At 59.3% G+C, this 18327-nt stretch carries 20 protein-coding genes; 17 read left to right on the forward strand and 3 right to left on the reverse strand.

The genetic code is table 11. From position 1 onward, the window contains the following. Positions 1 to 20 precede the first annotated feature (20 nt). The 14 genes from KX729_RS03760 to purF all read left to right on the forward strand — a co-directional run bounded on the left by KX729_RS03760 (position 21) and on the right by purF (position 13200). A complete protein-coding gene (locus tag KX729_RS03760; protein WP_219741071.1) occupies positions 21 to 1067 on the forward strand; it encodes an aldo/keto reductase in 1047 nt (348 codons plus the stop codon). A 283-nt stretch (positions 1068 to 1350) separates the two neighbouring features. Continuing rightward, on the forward strand, positions 1351 to 2217 hold the full coding sequence (locus tag KX729_RS03765; RefSeq protein ID WP_219741072.1) for a hypothetical protein: 867 nt from the start codon (positions 1351 to 1353) through the stop codon (positions 2215 to 2217). Between the two features lie 25 nt (positions 2218 to 2242). After that, positions 2243 to 2878 (forward strand): DUF2272 domain-containing protein, encoded by a 636-nt coding sequence (locus KX729_RS03770; RefSeq protein WP_219741073.1) that lies wholly within the window; start codon positions 2243 to 2245, stop codon positions 2876 to 2878. A 267-nt stretch (positions 2879 to 3145) separates the two neighbouring features. Further along, complete coding sequence (gene rpsF, locus KX729_RS03775; RefSeq protein ID WP_219741074.1) at positions 3146 to 3628, forward strand: 30S ribosomal protein S6; 483 nt, start codon at positions 3146 to 3148, stop codon at positions 3626 to 3628. Positions 3629 to 3650: 22 nt separating this feature from the next. Beyond that, positions 3651 to 3899, forward strand: coding sequence for a 30S ribosomal protein S18 (gene rpsR / locus KX729_RS03780; protein ID WP_113459269.1), 249 nt, complete (start codon positions 3651 to 3653; stop codon positions 3897 to 3899). Positions 3900 to 4058: 159 nt separating this feature from the next. Continuing rightward, on the forward strand, positions 4059 to 5045 hold the full coding sequence (locus tag KX729_RS03785; protein ID WP_219741075.1) for a DUF2232 domain-containing protein: 987 nt from the start codon (positions 4059 to 4061) through the stop codon (positions 5043 to 5045). Positions 5046 to 5065: 20 nt separating this feature from the next. Beyond that, positions 5066 to 5641, forward strand: coding sequence for a 50S ribosomal protein L9 (gene rplI, locus KX729_RS03790; RefSeq protein WP_219741076.1), 576 nt, complete (start codon positions 5066 to 5068; stop codon positions 5639 to 5641). Positions 5642 to 6014: 373 nt separating this feature from the next. Beyond that, positions 6015 to 7508, forward strand: a complete 1494-nt coding sequence (locus KX729_RS03795) for a replicative DNA helicase (protein ID WP_219741077.1) — start codon at positions 6015 to 6017, stop codon at positions 7506 to 7508. A gap of 127 nt (positions 7509 to 7635) precedes the next feature. Then, on the forward strand, positions 7636 to 8802 hold the full coding sequence (alr, locus tag KX729_RS03800) for an alanine racemase (protein WP_219741078.1): 1167 nt from the start codon (positions 7636 to 7638) through the stop codon (positions 8800 to 8802). A 66-nt stretch (positions 8803 to 8868) separates the two neighbouring features. After that, positions 8869 to 9126, forward strand: coding sequence for a type II toxin-antitoxin system ParD family antitoxin (locus KX729_RS03805; protein ID WP_219741079.1), 258 nt, complete (start codon positions 8869 to 8871; stop codon positions 9124 to 9126). 47 nt (positions 9127 to 9173) lie between these two features. Beyond that, entirely contained in the window at positions 9174 to 9419 is a 246-nt protein-coding gene (locus KX729_RS03810) for a type II toxin-antitoxin system RelE/ParE family toxin (protein WP_312990546.1), read from the forward strand. A gap of 5 nt (positions 9420 to 9424) precedes the next feature. Beyond that, entirely contained in the window at positions 9425 to 10831 is a 1407-nt protein-coding gene (gene radA / locus KX729_RS03815) for a DNA repair protein RadA (protein WP_219741080.1), read from the forward strand. 134 nt (positions 10832 to 10965) lie between these two features. Then, positions 10966 to 11544 (forward strand): CvpA family protein, encoded by a 579-nt coding sequence (locus KX729_RS03820; protein ID WP_219741081.1) that lies wholly within the window; start codon positions 10966 to 10968, stop codon positions 11542 to 11544. Positions 11545 to 11697: 153 nt separating this feature from the next. Beyond that, the gene (gene purF, locus KX729_RS03825) at positions 11698 to 13200 is read left to right on the forward strand and encodes an amidophosphoribosyltransferase (RefSeq protein ID WP_219741082.1); all 1503 of its coding nucleotides are present in this window, start codon (positions 11698 to 11700) and stop codon (positions 13198 to 13200) included. A gap of 7 nt (positions 13201 to 13207) precedes the next feature. Here purF and KX729_RS03830 read toward each other — a convergent pair whose 3' ends face one another. After that, positions 13208 to 14128 (reverse strand): DUF6985 domain-containing protein, encoded by a 921-nt coding sequence (locus KX729_RS03830; protein ID WP_219741083.1) that lies wholly within the window; start codon positions 14126 to 14128, stop codon positions 13208 to 13210. A gap of 197 nt (positions 14129 to 14325) precedes the next feature. Between KX729_RS03830 and KX729_RS03835 the strand changes: the two genes are divergently transcribed. Beyond that, on the forward strand, positions 14326 to 15066 hold the full coding sequence (locus KX729_RS03835; protein ID WP_219741084.1) for an SDR family NAD(P)-dependent oxidoreductase: 741 nt from the start codon (positions 14326 to 14328) through the stop codon (positions 15064 to 15066). A gap of 19 nt (positions 15067 to 15085) precedes the next feature. On the opposite strand, the gene KX729_RS03840 is transcribed toward KX729_RS03835, so the two are convergent. Both KX729_RS03840 and KX729_RS03845 read right to left on the reverse strand, forming a co-directional pair. Next, positions 15086 to 15661 carry a hypothetical protein gene (locus KX729_RS03840; RefSeq protein WP_219741085.1) on the reverse strand — a complete coding sequence of 192 codons (576 nt, stop codon included), beginning with the start codon at positions 15659 to 15661 and terminating at the stop codon, positions 15086 to 15088. 51 nt (positions 15662 to 15712) lie between these two features. Continuing rightward, on the reverse strand, positions 15713 to 16132 hold the full coding sequence (locus KX729_RS03845) for a low affinity iron permease family protein (RefSeq protein ID WP_219741086.1): 420 nt from the start codon (positions 16130 to 16132) through the stop codon (positions 15713 to 15715). A gap of 196 nt (positions 16133 to 16328) precedes the next feature. Between KX729_RS03845 and KX729_RS03850 the strand changes: the two genes are divergently transcribed. Together KX729_RS03850 and cysS are read left to right on the forward strand one after the other, a co-directional pair. Further along, positions 16329 to 16709, forward strand: coding sequence for a hypothetical protein (locus tag KX729_RS03850; protein WP_219741087.1), 381 nt, complete (start codon positions 16329 to 16331; stop codon positions 16707 to 16709). A 224-nt stretch (positions 16710 to 16933) separates the two neighbouring features. Continuing rightward, positions 16934 to 18319 (forward strand): cysteine--tRNA ligase, encoded by a 1386-nt coding sequence (gene cysS, locus KX729_RS03855; RefSeq protein ID WP_219741088.1) that lies wholly within the window; start codon positions 16934 to 16936, stop codon positions 18317 to 18319. Positions 18320 to 18327 lie beyond the last annotated feature (8 nt).

Here is an 18327-nt window from a genome sequence, read left to right on the forward strand (position 1 = left end):
TGAGGACGGGACCCTATTTCATGAAATACAAAACTTTGGGCCGCACGGGTTTTTCCGTGTCGGAGATTTGCCTTGGCACGATGACCTGGGGCACGCAGAACACCGAAGCCGAAGCCCATGAGCAGATGGATTATGCATTTGCCAACGGCGTCAACTTCTTCGACACTGCCGAACTTTACCCCACCACGCCCGTTGGCCCGACGACTTATGGCCGCACCGAGGAATATATCGGCACCTGGCTCAAGGCCAATGCTACCAAGCGCAAGGACCTGATCCTCGCTTCCAAGATCGCCGGAAGTGGCCGTCCGCATATCCGCGAAGGTCGCGAGATCTGTGCCGAGACGATCCGCGAAGCCGTCGACGCCAGCCTGAAGCGGCTGCAGACCGACTACCTCGACCTTTACCAGATCCACTGGCCGAACCGCGGCACCTATCACTTCCGTGGCTCTTGGACCTTCGATGCATCCAAGCAGGACCGCGAGAAATCGCTGGCCGACATTGCCGAAATCCTCGAAACGGTCGGCGAACTCGTCAACGCCGGCAAGGTGCGCGCCATCGGCCTTTCCAACGAAAGCGCCTGGGGCACGATGCGCTACCTGCGCCTTGCGGAAGAAAAGGGCTTGCCGCGCGTCGCCTCGCTGCAGAACGAATATAACCTTCTTTATCGCCAGTTCGATCTCGACCTCGCCGAAGTGGCGCATCACGAAGACGTCGGGCTGATGGCCTATTCGCCGCTGGCGGCCGGCCTTCTGACTGGCAAATACCAGAACGGCGCAAAGCCGGAAGGATCGCGAGCCTCGATCAACGGCGATCTCGGCGGTCGCCTCACCCCGAAGCAGGAACCGGCGGTAAAGGACTATCTCGCCGTCGCCGCCAAGCACGGCCTCGACCTCGCCCAGATGGCGCTCGCCTTCTGCCTCACTCGACCCTTCATGACCTCGATCATCATCGGCGCGACCAGCATGGAGCAGCTGAAGACGGATATGGCGTCTGTTGATGTGAAGCTGTCCGAAGAGGTGATGAAGGATATCGCTGCCGTTCACCGGCATTGGCCGATGACGCTCTGAGGCGCCATCAACTAATCACACGTTGCGACCGAGGAGCCGGTTTCAAAATTGTCTCCTCGGTATCTCTCATCAATCGCGAGAAACGCGCAAAGCACTTTTCTTCCTTAATTTTCGGGTGCCCTGAAAGCTCCAAGGCTTTTCTACATTGCTCAACGACATAGTTGACGTGCATCCAAATAAAAACTACTACTTACAATAACAAATCCATACGAATGCACCTTCCGCTATCTGTCAAGCATCAGGATGAATTGTCAAGAAATTGACATCCTGTGGAGGTAATTCCATGCCATATAGTTATACCATTATCGAGGAAGGTAAAAATTTCTTCGCAACTGCGGATGACAAGGAACGTTTTTACGTTGGCACCCGTACTCAATATGAAGGACTTATCGGTCTCTTCAATTTAACTTCGAAGCTTCCCAATCTTGACTTCGACGCGGCGAATTTTCGGGATAAATTCGAATTTTGGGCCGACTTTATCGAGCCCACAGCGTATTGCGAGGGGCGCAATTTCCTCACATTGAATACCTACGACACGGCAGCCTTTACTTTCGGCTTTGGGCAGTTCGCCGCCCATGTCCCAAACGGCGACTTCGTCTGCTACTTCCGGAATTTGCTGACATTCAACGACGCCGGCGACTATTTCCCGGAACTTACTCTTCGGGACGGCCGCATCCATGCCGCCGCCCTTCCCGTTGGTGAGAGCGAGCTCGAAAACGACAAGAGCACCAAAGCCCTTATTGCTTACCTCAATCCGACCCTTCACGCAGTGGAGCATGAAGAAGTTCTCGCTGCGGCGAAATTCATCCATTGGACACACGCATCCGTGGATGCCCGCAATGCACAGGTTTCGCAGATGATCGAGACCTATCGCGGGTTCATGGAGGCTGCCATGAAAAAAGTCGATATGGATCACAGACCTGCGACGCATTGCTGCGTGATGGCCGACATCCTGCATCACGGGAGGGGAGGCAAAAAGACCTGGTCCAAGATCAAGGCCGCATTGGCAAATGCCGATCCGTTCAGTGCCCTCATCGCCATCGGAAATCCCAAATGGGCAGAGCGCACCGCCAAGCTGCGGAGGCATATCGAAGCCAATCCGGAATTTGCGGGAAAGCATTGGAGCAACGCGAAACGCGACTTTGTCTAGGACACTTGCTGAGGAGGAACAGGAAATGGCCAAAACTATTGCGGACTTGTTGAAGGCTGCGGATACCGAATGGAAACACTGGGGTTCGTCCACCTGGAATCTATCCACCGGGAAAGCCAATATCGGTCACATCGATGACGAGTTGAAATTCGCCAAATATGTCATAGAGAACTACAATGCCGTGGGCGGTGGGAAGCCTACTCCCTCGGACATAGCCAAAGACAAATATCCGTGGTCCGCGGTCGGGATGTCTTACGTATTCCACGAGGCAGACTTCAAAAAAGCCGAGTTTCCGTTCGCCCAAAGCCATTCGGTATGGCTGAGAAAGTTCATCAAAGCGCGAAAGAGCGGAATCGCGAACTCGCTCTACCATGGCTACCGCCTTACCGAGGCCGGCGCCTCGCCACAGGTGGGCGATCTCGTCGCTTATGTTCGGGAGGCCGGCACCTTCGACGACGCGCAAAAATACTTCGATGTGACGACGCCGTACATGTCGCATAGCGACCTCGTCGTCGAGCGGCGGCACAACGAAATCGATGTTATCGGCTTCAATGTCCTCGACTCCGTCACCAAAAAGACCATTCCGCTGGATAACAATGGATTTATCGCAGACCGCAAACACAAATGGTTTGTGGTGCTGCGCGCCAAGGCACTCAGCTGATCACATCGCCTCTTGCCATAAGCTCAAAAATCCGTATAAGGCGCCTTGTTCAAAACACCCGGTCTTCTGGCTGGTGGCTGAACGGAGGGCAGGCCTGCCGCAAGCGGGCCGCACGGACCAAAGGGTCCAAGCCTCCCGTGTCTCCGCTCTCGACCGTCTCGATACAACAACTTTTCTTGCCTGGCTTCATCGCCGTCCAGGAGCAGTCGTTGAGGCTTAGCCGCCGAGGTCCGGGTTATGACAACCGCAAGAAAAGGCAAAGCTTACATGGCTCTTTACGAACACGTATTCCTTGCCCGGCAGGATATGTCCGCTCAGCAGGTTGATGCCCTCGTCGAACAGTACAAGGGCGTCCTCGAAGCTAACGGCGGCAAGGTCGGGCGCGTAGAAAACTGGGGCCTCAAGTCCCTAACCTACCGCATCAAGAAGAACCGCAAGGCTCATTACGCACTGATGGACATCGATGCACCGGCTGCTGCCGTGCATGAGATGGAGCGCCAGATGCGCATCAACGAAGACGTTCTTCGCTACATGACGATCGCCGTCGAGAAGCATGAAGAAGGCGCCTCCGCCATGATGCAGAAGCGCGACCGTGACGACCGTCCGCGCCGCGATGGCGATGATCGTGGCCCGCGCCGCGAATTCGGTGACCGTCCGCCGCGCCGCGAATTCGGTGACCGTCCTCCGCGTGAAGGCGGCTTCGAGCGCGCACCGCGCCCGGACCGTGGTCCCCGCGAAGACCGTGCATAATAGAGCTTAAGGAGAAAACTCAATGGCTGACGCATCTTCTGCTCCGGCACGCCGCCCGTTCCACCGCCGTCGCAAGACCTGCCCCTTCTCGGGCGCAAACGCTCCGCGGATCGACTACAAGGACGTTCGTCTCCTGCAGCGCTACATTTCCGAGCGCGGCAAGATCGTTCCGTCCCGTATCACTGCAGTTTCCCAGAAGAAGCAGCGCGAACTGGCCCAGGCCATCAAGCGCGCCCGCTTCCTCGGCCTGCTGCCTTACGTCGTAGCGTAATTCGAAATACGGACCCGCTGATCGAAAGGTCAGCGGGTCTACTCCCTTTCGCGATGGGCGCGGATCGGAACCTTCAAATCCCATGTTGTGGATGAAGTGCCTGACGCATTGATCAGGTCCCCTCCACTAACTGCTTGAACAAGCAGGACAGCGAGACCCGTGACGAACAATCTTAGGACCGTGCTGCCCACCGGCATTCTCGCCGGCATCGTCGCCACCTTGCTTGTGCTGGGTGCGAGTGCGCAGTCGTTTGTCTCGTCCATCCTCTATGCAGCTTCCGCGTTGCCTATCCTAATCGCCGGCCTTGGCTGGGGTAACCGGGCCGCAATTACAGGCATTGTGACCGCTGCAATTCTCAGCGCCATTCTGGTCTCCCCTCAATTTGCGCTCACGATGGCAATCTTCGCCATGATCCCCGCCGGCTGGCTTTCCCACCTGGCGAATCTTGCGCGTCCGGCCTCGGAACTCGGAGGTCCGGACAACCTAATGGCCTGGTATCCGATTTCGGATATCATGCTGCATCTGTGCGGCGTGGTTACGGTTGCGATGGTCGTACTTGGAGTGACCATCGGCTACGGTCCTGAACTCGTCGGCCAGTTGGTCGACGTGATGGCTGAAGCTTACCGGGCGGAAGGCGTGGAATTTCCGGGCGACCCGGCTACTAACAAAGCGATGGTACTGCTGCTGTTGCCACTCGTGCAGGGTGGCACCTGGGTCATGCTGCTGTTCGCAGCCTTCTACATCGCAGTCAGGATCGTCTCTCGCTCGGGCCGGGCACTGCGTCCTCGCGAGGATATGCCGTCGGCGCTGCGAATGAACCGTCATGCAATCTTCGCATTCCTTACCGGAATCGTGCTGATGTTTGTCGGCGGCGTCCCGGCGCTGGTCGGCGCAACGATCTGCGGCACCTTCGGCGGCGGGTTCCTGATGGCCGGCTTTGCGTCGATCCACTTCCGCACCCAGGGTAAGGATTGGCGTCTGCCGGTCCTGATCCTCTGCTACCTGTCCTGCGTGGTGACCCTCTTCACGCTGCCGATCCTGGCGATTGTAATCCTCGGACTTGCCGACACGCGGCGGACGATTGCACTGACACCGGTCAAGGGCGCCTCTGCCCCCGCGACCGACACACCTGACAACAAGAACTGAGACTAGAAAGGAAATACAACATGCAAGTCATCCTGCTTGAACGCGTACCGAAGCTTGGCCAGATGGGCGAAGTCGTGAAGGTTCGCGACGGTTTTGCCCGTAACTTCCTGCTGCCGCAGGGCAAGGCGCTCCGCGCCAACGACGCCAACAAGAAGCGTTTCGACTCCGAGCGCGCCACGCTCGAAGCTCGTAACCTCGAGCGCAAGTCCGAAGCCCAGAAGGTTGCCGAAGTTCTCGACGGCAAGACCTTCATCATGGTTCGCTCCGCCGGCGAAACCGGCCAGCTCTACGGTTCGGTCGCTGCCCGCGATATCGTCGATGCGCTTGCTGCCGAAGGCTTCAACATCGGCCGCAACCAGGTCGACCTCAACACGCCGATCAAGAACATCGGCCTGCATAAGGTTGTCCTGCACCTGCATTCGGAAGTCGAAATCACCGTCGAGCTGAACGTTGCCCGTTCGCCGGAAGAAGCCGAACGCCAGACCAAGGGCGAAAGCCTCACCTCCGCTGACGCCATCTACGGCATCGACGAAGATGCGCTGCGTCCGGAAGACTTCTTCGATCCGGAAGCCGATGGCGTCGAAGACGACGAATAAGCAATTTCCCGCAAGGGTTTTGATAGAGCGCCCGGTCCTCACGGCCCGGGCGTTTTTTTGTCTTTTTTGCGTGTAGACTGCGTCTAGCGTCAGGCGACTCACACGATCACACAGTCAACGGGATTTGTCGCTTTATTGGGCTTTTTGTTTTGTGTTCTCCGCCCGCTCTGTGGATAGCTGTGGGAATCGAGATTCCGCGCGGCCGACCGTTTCGCCTCGGCGCTTAAGTCTTTAAGACCGGAATCTTACAGCATGTCGCGCAAAAAAATGTGCCGCGGTTTTGCGATAGCGACATGCGAAACAAAAGCTGAAGCGCATGGAGCGATCTTTAAGATCGCGACGCGCTTTTGACGGACAGGACGGATAAAAAGACATGAACGACGCCGTGCGCAAGCTCGCCAATCCCCAGCCGGCAGAGCCGCATTATCGTGAAGCTCCGAACAATATCGAAGCCGAACAGGCGCTTCTCGGCGCGATCCTGGTCAACAACGATGCCTATTACCGCGTCTCCGACTTCCTGAAGCCGCCGCATCTCTATGAGCCACTGCACCGGAAGATCTTCGAGGTGGCCGGCGATATCATCCGCATGGGCAAGACCGCCAACCCGGTCACCATCAAGACCTTCCTGCCGGCCGACGACAAGGTGGGCGACATGACAGTCGCGCAATATCTGGCGCGTCTCGCCTCCGAAGCCGTTTCGATCATCAACGCGGAAGATTATGGCCGGGCGATCTACGACCTGGCGCTGCGCCGCGCTCTGATCCAGATCGGCGAGGATGTCGTCAACATCGCTTATGACGCGCCGCTCGACATGCCGCCGCAGACGCAGATCGAGGATACCGAGCGCCGCCTGTTCGAACTGGCCGAGACCGGCCGTTACGACGGCGGCTTCCAGTCCTTCAACGATGCGGTAGCTCTCGCAATCGACATGGCAGGCGCCGCCTTCGAGCGCGACGGCAATCTTTCCGGCATTTCCACCGGCATCATGTCGCTCGACGCCCGCATGGGCGGGTTGCAGCGTTCCGACTTGATCGTGCTTGCGGGACGTCCCGGCATGGGCAAGACCTCGCTTGCCACCAACATCGCCTACAATATCGCCGCGGCTTACGAGCAGGACGTCAATCCGGACGGATCCTTCAAGGCCAAGAACGGCGGCGTCGTCGGCTTCTATTCGCTCGAAATGTCGTCAGAACAGCTCGCCACGCGTATCATCTCCGAGCAGACGGAAGTCTCCTCCTCGAAGATTCGCCGCGGCGACATTACCGAAGCGGATTTCGAAAAGCTCGTCGCCTGCAGCCAGATGATGCAGAAGGTGCCGCTGTTCATCGACCAGACCGGTGGTATCTCGATCGCCCAGCTTTCCGCCCGCGCCCGCCGTCTGAAGCGCCAGCGCGGCCTTGATTGCTTGGTGGTGGACTATATCCAGCTGATGACCGGCGCCGGCAAGGGCGACAACCGCGTGCAGGAAATCACCCAGATCACCACGGGTCTGAAGGCGCTCGGCAAGGAACTGAACGTGCCGATCATCGCGCTGTCGCAGCTTTCCCGTCAGGTCGAAAGCCGCGAAGACAAGCGCCCGCAGCTCTCCGACCTTCGCGAATCCGGTTCGATCGAGCAGGACGCCGACGTGGTGCTCTTCGTGTTCCGCGAGGAGTATTACGTCAAGAACATGGAGCCACGCGACCTTTCTGATCCGAAATACCCGGAATGGGAAACGCTGATGGACAAGGTGAAGGGCACCGCGGACGTGATCATCGCCAAGCAGCGCCACGGACCGACCGGCACCGTCAAGCTCGCCTTCCAGTCTGAATTCACGCGCTTCGCCGATCTGGCCGAACCGAGCTTCAGCCAGTATGAAGAGCATTGAGATCGTTCTCGTTTGAGTGGAAGCTTTTAAAAGATTGTGCAGCGCGAAGGAATTTCGCGCTGTCGTCTTTTTCCTGCCTTCGAAAACGGTAGGATCGCAGGAACCTTCCTATGCGCGGCGAGCCATGATGACCGATTTCGACAGCGACATTTCCTTCTCCGACGATTTCGACATCGCGCCCGTGCGGCTGACAGTCGATCTCGGTGCGCTGGCCGATAACTGGCGGACCATGGCCAAGCGGTCCGGTAACGCCCGCACAGCTGCCGTGGTTAAGGCCGATGCCTATGGCCTGGGCTTGGAGGACTGCGGCACGGCGCTTTACGAAGCCGGCGCCCGCGACTTCTTCGTCGCGGTGATGCAGGAAGGCGTGACCCTGCGCACCTATGCGCCGGATGCGCGGATCTTTGTACTTTCCGGCATCTGGCCCGGCCAGGAAGGGTTGTTCTACGAGCATGGGCTCGTGCCGGTGCTGGCGTCAGAAGAGCAGCTTGCCTTCTGGATGTCGGTCACGGCGGAACTCGGCGATCACCCCTGCGCCCTGCATGTCGATACCGGCTTCAACCGGCTCGGCCTGCCGCTCGAGGAGGCGATCGCTTTTGCCGACGACGTCTCCCGGCCGGCGAGCTTTTCGCCGGTTCTCGTCATCTCGCATCTGCATAGCGGCGACAGCCCCTCCTCCGATCTCAACCAACGGCAGCTCGAAGCCTTCCGACGCGTCGCCGAAGCATTCGAGGGCATCGAGACAAGCTTCGCCGCCTCGGCCGGCATCTTCCTTGGTTCCGACTATCATTTCGACCTCACCCGCCCCGGCATCGCGCTTTATGGCGGCGAAGCCGTGAACGGCGTGCCGAACCCAATGAAACCGGTCGCGGCCGCCGAGGCCCGCATCATCCAGATCCGCGATGCGAAAAAGGGCGAGACGGTGAGTTATGGCGGCACCTATCAGCTCGCCCGCGACAGCCGCCTGGCGATCGTTTCCGCCGGTTATGCCGACGGTTACCTGCGTTCGCTTTCCGGCTCCGGCGTGCCGGTGCGCCAGACCGTGAAGGACGGCGCCTTCGGGTTCGTTGCGGGACACAAGGTCCCGGTCATCGGCCGCATCACCATGGATCTGACGATCTTCGACGTGACCGACATTCCGGAAGACCATGTCCATGCCGGCGACTATGTGGAACTCTTCGGCCGGAACGTGCCGCTCGACGACATCGCGCGAGCCGGCGGCACGATCGGCTACGAACTCTTGACCGGTCTCGGCTTGCGTTACGAGCGCCGGTATATCTATCCCGACGATTGAGTTTCGTTGCGCGCCCCCTTGGAAGCGGGAAAACGGCATGCTAAAAGAGAACAAAAGGAGATCGAAATGACCGAGATCCATCTCAGTGACAAAGATAAGTCTTTCATCGAAGAGCAGGTAAGGGCCGGAACCTACAAAGACGCCGACGAGGTTGTTGCGGCTGGATTGAGCCGTCTTGGAAGTGAGAACGAACTCTTGAGTGAAATGATCGCGGAAGCCGATGCTCAATTCGAAAGAGGGGAATACCGTACGTTTACCACCGCAGACGCCCTTGCCGATTCCATCATCGAACGGGGGATGCGGATATTAAACCGAAAGAGCTGATTTATTCCCCGCTTGCCGACCAGGATCTTCTCAATATTTTTCTCTACATCGCCGCAGATGATCCAGTGGCAGCTTCGCACTTTGTTCGCGAACTGACGAGAAAGATGGAGTGGGTTGCGCTAAGCAGCTTTCCGGGCGTGCCTCGCGATGAACTTTCTCAGGGCTTGAAAGCTCTCCCCTACCGCAACCGATGCATATATTTCCGCACGACTGAAACAACGGTGAGGATACTTCGTGTCCTTCATGGCCATCAGAATGTTTCGGCGGATTATTTCAAGACCGAAGAAATCTGATCCACATGGCAAAACCCAAAACCCAATTCGTGTGCCAGAACTGCGGCACGGTGCATAACCGCTGGGCCGGCAAGTGCGATGGCTGCGGCGAGTGGAATACGATCGTCGAGGAAGACCCGATGGGCGGCATCGGGAGCGGTCCCGGCAAGGTGCCGAAGAAAGGCCGCGCGGTGGCGTTGACGACGCTTTCCGGCGAGACGGAAGAAGCGCCTCGGGTCTTTACCGGCATTTCCGAACTGGACCGGGCGACCGGCGGCGGGTTCGTGCGTGGTTCGGCGGTTCTGATCGGCGGCGATCCGGGCATCGGCAAATCCACACTGCTGATGCAGGCGGCCGCGGCCCTTTCCCGTCGCGGGCATCGGATCATCTATGTTTCGGGCGAAGAGGCGGTGGCGCAGGTGCGTCTGCGCGCCCAGCGGCTCGGCGCAGCCGATTCGGATGTGCTGCTTGCCGCCGAGACGAATGTGGAGGACATCCTCGCCACGATCTCGGAAGGCAAGCGGCCGGACCTCGTCATCATCGATTCCATTCAGACGCTGTGGAGCGATACGGCCGATTCTGCGCCGGGAACCGTCACGCAGGTGCGCACCGGCGTGCAAGCCATGATCCGGTTCGCCAAGCAGACGGGCGCGGCCATGGTTCTGGTCGGCCACGTCACCAAGGAAGGCCAGATCGCCGGTCCGCGCGTCGTCGAGCATATGGTCGACGCCGTTCTCTATTTCGAAGGCGACCGCGGCCATCATTACCGCATCCTGCGCACTGTGAAGAACCGATTCGGACCGACCGACGAGATCGGCGTGTTTGAAATGTCGGATCGGGGCCTGCGCGAAGTCTCCAACCCGTCCGAACTCTTTCTCGGCGAGCGTAATGCCAAGTCGCCGGGTGCGGCGGTGTTTGCCGGCATGGAAGGAACCCGGCCGGTTCTGGTCGAGGTTCAGGCACTGGTAGCGCCGACGTCTCTCGGCACACCGCGCCGCGCCGTCGTCGGCTGGGATTCGTCGCGGCTTTCGATGATCCTTGCGGTGCTGGAGGCCCATTGCGGCGTCCGGCTCGGTCAACATGACGTCTATCTGAACGTTGCTGGCGGCTATCGCATTTCCGAACCGGCGGCCGATCTGGCAGTCGCCTCCGCACTTGTCTCGTCGCTGGCCGGCGTCGCACTTCCGGCGGATTGCGTCTATTTCGGAGAAATCAGCCTTTCGGGTGCGGTTCGCCCCGTGTCGCAGACGGCGCAGCGGGTGAAGGAGGCGGAGAAGCTCGGCTTTGCGCAGGCCACCCTGCCCGCAAGTTCTGCGGAAGTGTCGAAAGGGTCCGGCAGTCGCCTGGCGGAGATCGAAGACCTGCCGGATCTGGTCGCGAGAATTGCCGGATCACGGAAGAATTTGGGACAACCTCCTGCGGAAGATGATTGATCTTCCGTTAATACGCCTCGTGATGTATGACGGCTGCCGTGAGACCGTGTTCGACGGCGGCTCGCGTCTCGAATGGCGCAAAATCGCAGTCGGCTGAGTTGGTCCGCGAACGGGAAGTCTGGAGTAGTTCTTATATGCCCATCACGATTTTCGACGGTATCGTCATCGGCGTGACGCTGTTTTCCGCCGTGCTCGCCATGGTTCGCGGTTTTTCGCGGGAAGTGCTGTCGATCGCAAGCTGGGTGGGCTCGGTCGCCGCCGCCTATTATCTCTATCCGCTGCTGCTTCCTTACGCCAAGAACTACACGGCCGATGAGCGTATCGCGATTGCAGGCTCTGCCGGCGTCATCTTCCTGATCGCGCTGATCATCATCTCGTTCATCACCACGCGGATCGCCGATTTCATCATCGACAGCCGCATCGGCGCGCTGGATCGCACGCTCGGCTTCCTGTTCGGTGCCGCTCGCGGCATCCTGCTTCTCGTCGTTGCGGTCGGCTTCTTCAACTGGCTCGTTTCGCCGGATCGCCAGCCCGTCTGGGTCACGCAGGCGAAATCGAAGCCTTTCCTCGACACGCTGGTCGCCCGCCTCGAAGCGGTTCTGCCCGCCGATATCGAGCCGCAGATTCGCGCCCGTATCCTCGGCAAGGAGGCAGCCCCCGGCACAGGTCAGGACCAGCCGCCGGCCGAAGACGCGCCTGCAGCAAATAATTGACGATAACTTGCGCTTGATGCAGCGCAAAACATCACCATTTGTGCTAGTATTCGCAATCAGGTGAGAAACAGGCTGGCTTCCGGGGACAAAGTTCCCGGCCGGCCTTTCCATTTTTCCGAAACGGACATGTTGTCCAGAAGGATTAGGGCCAAGATGAGTGAGCCGGTTTCCGAGACGTTCGACCTCAAACAAGTCAACGAATGGGATTTCGATACACTTCGCGAGGAATGCGGTGTTTTCGGCATTCTCGGACATCCGGACGCGGCGACGCTGACTGCGCTCGGTCTGCACGCGCTCCAGCATCGCGGCCAGGAAGCCGCCGGTATCGTCTCCTTCGACGGCCTGCGCTTCCATTCGGAACGACGCATGGGCCTCGTCGGCGACCATTACACCGATCCGGCGACGCTTGCGAAACTGCCCGGCAATATCGCCATCGGCCATAACCGCTATTCGACGACCGGCGAAGTGGCGCTGCGCAACGTCCAGCCGCTGTTTGCGGAACTGGAAGTCGGCGGCATCGCCATCGCTCACAACGGCAATTTCACCAACGGCCTGACGCTGCGCCGCCAGTTGATCGCCGGTGGCGCCATTTGTCAGTCGACGTCCGATACCGAAGTCGTGCTGCACCTCATCGCCCGCTCCCGCTACACATCCACGGCCGACCGCTTCATCGATGCGATCCGCCAGATGGAAGGCGGTTATTCGATGCTGGCGATGACCCGCACCAAGCTGATCGCCGCCCGCGACCCCACCGGCATTCGTCCGCTGGTCATGGGGGAGCTGGACGGCAAGCCGATCTTCGCGTCGGAAACCTGCGCGCTCGACATTATCGGCGCGAAATACGTTCGCGACGTTGAGAACGGCGAAGTCATTATCTGCGAAATCCAGCCGGACGGTTCGGTGGCCATCGATGCCCGCAAGGCCGGCAACGGCCAGCCGGAGCGGCTCTGCCTGTTTGAATATGTCTATTTCGCCCGCCCAGATTCGGTCGTCGGCGGCCGCTCGGTCTATGTTGCCCGCAAGAACATGGGTATCAACCTTGCCAAGGAATCGCCGGTCGAGGCCGATGTCGTTGTGCCTGTGCCGGACGGCGGCACGCCGGCTGCTCTCGGCTTCGCGCAGGAAAGCGGCATTCCGTTCGAATACGGCATCATCCGCAACCATTATGTCGGCCGCACCTTTATCGAACCGACGCAGCAGATCCGCGCCTTCGGCGTCAAACTGAAGCATTCCGCCAACCGCGCGATGATCGAGGGCAAGCGCGTCGTGCTGGTCGACGATTCGATCGTCCGCGGCACGACCTCGCTGAAAATCGTCCAGATGATCCGCGATGCCGGCGCCAAGGAAGTGCATTTCCGCGTCGCCAGCCCGATGATCTATTATCCGGACTTCTACGGCATCGACACGCCGGATCGCGACAAGCTGCTGGCCAACCAGTACGATACGCTGGAAGCCATGTGCAAATATATCGGCGCAGACAGCCTGGAATTCCTGTCGATCAACGGTCTCTATCGCGCCGTCGGCGGCGAAGACCGCAACGCCGCGCGGCCGCAGTTCACCGACCACTATTTCACCGGTGACTATCCGACCCGCCTTCTCGACAAGGACGGCGAGACGATGGGCCGCAAGGTTTCGGTTCTGGCCAGCAACGGCTGAGCCGCGCTCAGATCACGCTTCCATCCTGGGCGCTGACGCGGCTGAGCGTCTCGCCGTTGCGATAGACGATCTGCAGACCGTGTTCCGGTTCCCAGGCGCAATCGCAGATCAACGAGATATAGATCGAAGGCTCGCCTTCAGTCTGGTCTCGGGTGATCTGTAGCGCCTGGCAATCGACGAAGCGCCAGATGCCGGAAGCGTCGGTCATTTCCGCCATCTGCCTGTCCTCGTCGGTTTCCGCACCAACCGCTTCCAGGAACTCGCGGCAGTTATCGAGAACCAACGGCGCCGCGGCATCGCGATCCTCGGCCTTGAGGGCGAGGAAATTCCGCATGGCCATATCGATTGCGGCGACATCATCGCCAGAGATATCGAAGAGCTGCGTTTCGACGCTTTTTCCATCGAAATAAGGAATGGCGATCTTTTTCGCCTCCCAGATATCGCCGAACTCATCCGGTTTTATTCTGCCGAGCGTTTTCGAGGTGAAAGCCTTCGGCCTGATCCGCGCGACCGGCACGTTAAATTCATTGGTCAGGCCGTCGAATGCGGCAAGGCGCTCCGCCTCGGTCCTCCCGGTCCATTCGATCATCTTCTGGCCGAGTTCCTGCATATTGGTCTTTATCGTTCCGTTTTCCGTATCGATTTCGAAAAACACGACGGGATCGATCGCCACTATTCGCAATGCCCGGTATTCATGGCTGGCGGGGATGTGGAAATGGATTTCCGAGAACATCTCGCCGACCTTCAGAACATATCCGATCTCGCCGCCGGGATCCGGTCTGGCGTTCCATTGGGGATGCGATGGGAGGATGGCTGCGAGGATCTTTCTGTCCCTGTCGCAACATGAAAGCGGTGTGGTGCCCAGGAACTCGGCCATCGCATCGGGCTCGCCTTCGAGAATATCCTGCAGGACGATCTGTGCTTCCATGCCGTTCTCGTCTCTCCCCATGAAAAGTTCGAAGGCAATGTGGGGCTCGCAAGGCGGGCAGCAAGGGTTCGAGTTCGCCTGTTCCACAGGTTGAAGACTTGCGCCGGTCCAAAGCCTGTGACAATCGTCGGGACAAGACAGCAACCGACATGGCGGCCTGTGGAATATCCACGCATCGCCCAGGATGGAAAGAACGCATGAGCATCGATCTTAAAGGCCGGATCGCGCTGGTGACCGGCGCATCGCGCGGCATCGGCTATTTCACCGCACTCGCCCTTGCCAAGGCCGGCGCGCATGTGATCGCGACCGCCCGCACGGTCGGCGGCCTGGAAGAACTCGACGATGCGATCAAGGCGGTCGGCGGTACCGCCACGCTCGTTCCGTTCGATATTACCGACATGGCGGCGATCGACCGTCTCGGTGCCTCGATCTTCGAACGCTGGGGCAAGCTCGACATTCTCGTCGCCAATGCCGGCATCCTCGGCGTCATCTCGCCGCTCGGTCATATCGAGGCGAAGGTGTTCGACAAGGTGATGCTGACCAACGTAACCGCCACCTGGCGGCTGATCCGCTCGGTCGAGCCGCTGCTGACCAAGTCGGATGCCGGCCGCGCGCTGATCCTGTCCTCCGGTGTCGCCTCCAAGGCTCCGGCCTTCTGGGGTGCCTATTCGATCTCCAAGGCTGCCGTCGAGAACATGGCCCGTATCTGGGCCGCAGAGACCGACCATACGTCGCTCAAGGTAAACATCATCAATCCCGGCGCCACCCGCACGGCGATGCGTGCCCAGGCCGTGCCGGGCGAAGACCCGGAAACCCTGCCGCATCCGTCCGAAGTCGCGGAAAAGATCCTTTTCCTCGCCTCCCCCGATCTGCAGGACAGCGGCCGGCTGTTCGTGGTGCGCGACAACAAGTTCGTGGATTTCCGGGCGCCGGAGTGAGCTTCAACCTTTGTTGAAGCTAAGCAATCCTTTCCACTCGGCATTTCTGGCATAATGGATAGGTTTCCAGGAACGTCGTCAGCCGATCGTGCATGACGGAGAAGTCCGTACCGTACATATAGAGCGCGGTCTCTTGCGCTCCCTGCCAATGGCTGCTGACTCGACCCACGCCCTCCAGCAAGCGGTTGCACTCTCGGTAGACATGATTTGAGTCGCAGGTCGTATAGATATCTCGTGGCAAATCGGTTCCATTCAGGTAGAGGCCTAACCCGTGCTGACGGCCAAATTCGACGACCGTTTGGTCCGGAAGCCGTAGACGAGACCCCACCGGCGCAAGCATTGCTTCGAATGCCCGCGTGACCGTCGCCGCAATCTCGGCGGAGAGATCATCGACTTCGATATCGATATCCTCTGGCTCCCCTTCATTTGTCATCAATGTACCACCGCCGACGACGCGGATATTCAACCCCAATCTTTTCATGGTGTCGTCGAATGCATCTTCGATTTCCCCTCTGTCGAGCGGCTGCAGCCGAGCGTTCAATGTTGCCACAAGCATGGGTTTCGTCTTGGGCTTTTTTGAAAATAATCCGAACATCGGCCTGCCTGAAGGTTGCGAAACACAACCTGTATTCGGACGCTGTTGAGGTCAAGCTTTAACGTCCGTATTGTCGTTCGAAGCCCCATTTGCCTTTTCACTCAGCCGATCGGCATGGCTGCGCAAACTGTCGCTCAGCTTGCGCAATTGCTCCTCATCCAGCTTCTCGATACCGATGAATTCGTTGGCGGCGTGGCTTGAGAGGATGAGTTCGTCCAGTTTCGTCTGCACCGCTTCGCTGTCGCGGTTCTGGGAATTCTGCAGCACGAAGACCATCAGGAAGGTGATGATCGTCGTGCCGGTATTGATCACCAGCTGCCAGGTTTCCGAAAAACCGAAAAAGGGGCCGCTGATCCCCCATATCAGGACAAGCACGAAAGCCGCCACGAAGGTGACCGGCTTGCCGGCCCACGCCGAGACGGTGCTGGAGAAGATATCGAAGATGTTGTGGTGCTTTTGCTGGCTGGCCATGTGCTGCACATCCGGTAGGCGGATCGGTGCAGAATAACGTGCGATCTGCGAGAATGATCCGCGCAAAGACCGATAGTCATATTCCCGCATCAATGCCAATCGGACGTTCCGATAGTCATATATAAAATCGCGATTTCCGCTATGCTGAAGTGCCTGCGATAGAGCGCAGGACTTTCATTTCCTGGGGGAAATTCCAATGCGAAATATTGCCTTCTATTTCTTCGCCGCCGCGGTGCTCTGTGTCACCTGCGGCATGTTCTGGGGCATTCACATGGCGATCTCCGGCGATCACACCATGGCGCCGGCGCACGCGCACCTGAACCTAGTCGGCTGGACGACAATGGGCCTGTTCGGGCTCTATTACACCGTGACGCCGGCAGCCGCCGAAACGACGCTGGCCAAGGCGCATTTCGGCTTCGCCGTACTCGGTGTCCTCTGTATCGTGCCGGGCATCGCGCTTGCCGTCTGGGGCAGCGGCGAGGCGCTGGCCGCGATCGGCTCGATCCTGACCGTCATCTCCATGCTGATCTTCCTCGTCACCGTCTTCAGGAACGGCATCGGCCGCAGGACTGCGTAATATCGCATCCGGCGCGGGCGGAAGGCCTTGACCAAAGCCCCTGCCCGCGCCATAAACCTGCGCATGAAAACGGCGATTTCCATTTGTGGGATCATTATTCGCTAGCGTTCGCGCTGGCCCGGCCGTTTTCGTCTCTCGAAAAGCCTTGAAGACAAACGACCCGGTCCGGCCGGACAGTTGGCGTGCGAAACTTTGGCGCCGCGCAGGTTTTTGGGAGACTACCGATGAGCTTTTCGCTCAAGCTCTACAACACGCTGACCAGAGAAAAACAGGCGTTTTCGCCGATCGATGCCACCAATGTGCGCATGTATGTCTGCGGCCCGACGGTCTATGACTATGCCCATATCGGCAATGCCCGCCCGGCAATCGTCTTCGATACGCTCTACCGGTTGCTTCGGCATGTCTATGGTGAGAACCACGTCACCTATGCCCGCAACATCACCGACGTGGACGACAAGATCAACGCCCGAGCCCTCAGGGATCATCCCGGCCTGCCGCTCAACGACGCGATCCGTCTCGTGACGGAAAAGACCGAGACGCAGTATCACGAGGATACGACAGCGCTCGGCTGCCTGACGCCGACTGTCGAGCCGCGCGCCACCGACAATATTCCGCAGATGATCGACATCATCGAGAAGCTGATCGCCCGCGGCCATGCCTATGTGGCGGCAAGTGAAGTGCTGTTCGATACAAAGTCGATGCTGGATTATGGCCAGCTTTCCAAACGGCCGCTCGACGAGCAGCAGGCCGGCGCCCGCGTGGCGGTCGATGCCCACAAGAAAAACCCCGGCGACTTCGTGCTTTGGAAGCTTTCCTCTCACAACGAACCCGGCTGGGAAAGCCCCTGGGGACGCGGCCGGCCGGGCTGGCATATCGAATGCTCGGCGATGAGCCAGCGTTATCTCGGCGAAGTGTTCGACATCCATGGCGGCGGGCTGGACCTGATCTTCCCGCACCATGAGAACGAGATCGCCCAGTCGCGTTGCGCGCATGGCACGCAGGTGATGGCGAATGTCTGGATGCATAATGGCTTCGTGCAGGTCGAAGGCCGCAAGATGTCGAAGTCCGACGGCAATTTCATCACCATCTACGACCTTCTGCACACCGAAACCTTCGGCGGCCGCCAATGGCCGGGCGAAGTGCTGCGGCTTGCCATGCTGATGACCCATTATCGCGAGCCGATCGACTTTTCGCTGAAGCGGCTGGAAGAAGCAGAGCGCCTCATCGCCAAGTGGCCGGCAGCGGAAGTTTCCGGCGCCGCACCCTGCGATACCGTCCTCAATGCGCTTGCCGACGATCTCAACACGGTCGCGGCCGTGCAGGCTCTGCATGCGCTGGCGCAGGAAGCCAATGTCGATGCGATGGTTCTGCCGGTTTTTGCCGCCAGCGCCGCCCTGCTGGGCGTCCTGCCGAAAAAGGCGGAGATCGACCAGGCCGTGGCTTCTGCTATCGATACGCTGGTCGAGATGCGGCTCGAAATGCTGAAGGCCAAGAACTTCCCGGAAGCCGACCGCATCCGCAACGAACTGTCCGAAAAAGGCATCCAGCTGAAGGACGGCAAGGATGCGGCGACCGGAGAACGCGTGACGACCTGGGAATTGAAGCGTTAAGCTGCACC

Source organism: Neorhizobium populisoli, assembly GCF_019430945.1.
Classification (GTDB): Bacteria; Pseudomonadota; Alphaproteobacteria; order Rhizobiales; family Rhizobiaceae; genus Neorhizobium; species Neorhizobium populisoli.

What these genes read in the sequence shown, in the direction of transcription:
- KX729_RS03830 (WP_219741083.1), bottom strand. Translation starts at nt 14,128, where the DNA reads ATGGAAGCACAGATCGTCCTGCAGGATATTCTCGAAGGCGAGCCCGAT.
- KX729_RS03765 (WP_219741072.1), top strand. Translation starts at nt 1,351, where the DNA reads ATGCCATATAGTTATACCATTATCGAGGAAGGTAAAAATTTCTTCGCA.
- KX729_RS03845 (WP_219741086.1), bottom strand. Translation starts at nt 16,132, where the DNA reads ATGGCCAGCCAGCAAAAGCACCACAACATCTTCGATATCTTCTCCAGC.
- KX729_RS03820 (WP_219741081.1), top strand. Translation starts at nt 10,966, where the DNA reads ATGCCCATCACGATTTTCGACGGTATCGTCATCGGCGTGACGCTGTTT.
- rpsF (WP_219741074.1), top strand. Translation starts at nt 3,146, where the DNA reads ATGGCTCTTTACGAACACGTATTCCTTGCCCGGCAGGATATGTCCGCT.
- KX729_RS03760 (WP_219741071.1), top strand. Translation starts at nt 21, where the DNA reads ATGAAATACAAAACTTTGGGCCGCACGGGTTTTTCCGTGTCGGAGATT.
- alr (WP_219741078.1), top strand. Translation starts at nt 7,636, where the DNA reads ATGACCGATTTCGACAGCGACATTTCCTTCTCCGACGATTTCGACATC.
- KX729_RS03770 (WP_219741073.1), top strand. Translation starts at nt 2,243, where the DNA reads ATGGCCAAAACTATTGCGGACTTGTTGAAGGCTGCGGATACCGAATGG.
- KX729_RS03795 (WP_219741077.1), top strand. Translation starts at nt 6,015, where the DNA reads ATGAACGACGCCGTGCGCAAGCTCGCCAATCCCCAGCCGGCAGAGCCG.
- KX729_RS03840 (WP_219741085.1), bottom strand. Translation starts at nt 15,661, where the DNA reads ATGTTCGGATTATTTTCAAAAAAGCCCAAGACGAAACCCATGCTTGTG.
- cysS (WP_219741088.1), top strand. Translation starts at nt 16,934, where the DNA reads ATGAGCTTTTCGCTCAAGCTCTACAACACGCTGACCAGAGAAAAACAG.
- purF (WP_219741082.1), top strand. Translation starts at nt 11,698, where the DNA reads ATGAGTGAGCCGGTTTCCGAGACGTTCGACCTCAAACAAGTCAACGAA.
- rpsR (WP_113459269.1), top strand. Translation starts at nt 3,651, where the DNA reads ATGGCTGACGCATCTTCTGCTCCGGCACGCCGCCCGTTCCACCGCCGT.
- rplI (WP_219741076.1), top strand. Translation starts at nt 5,066, where the DNA reads ATGCAAGTCATCCTGCTTGAACGCGTACCGAAGCTTGGCCAGATGGGC.
- KX729_RS03850 (WP_219741087.1), top strand. Translation starts at nt 16,329, where the DNA reads ATGCGAAATATTGCCTTCTATTTCTTCGCCGCCGCGGTGCTCTGTGTC.
- KX729_RS03805 (WP_219741079.1), top strand. Translation starts at nt 8,869, where the DNA reads ATGACCGAGATCCATCTCAGTGACAAAGATAAGTCTTTCATCGAAGAG.
- KX729_RS03835 (WP_219741084.1), top strand. Translation starts at nt 14,326, where the DNA reads ATGAGCATCGATCTTAAAGGCCGGATCGCGCTGGTGACCGGCGCATCG.
- radA (WP_219741080.1), top strand. Translation starts at nt 9,425, where the DNA reads ATGGCAAAACCCAAAACCCAATTCGTGTGCCAGAACTGCGGCACGGTG.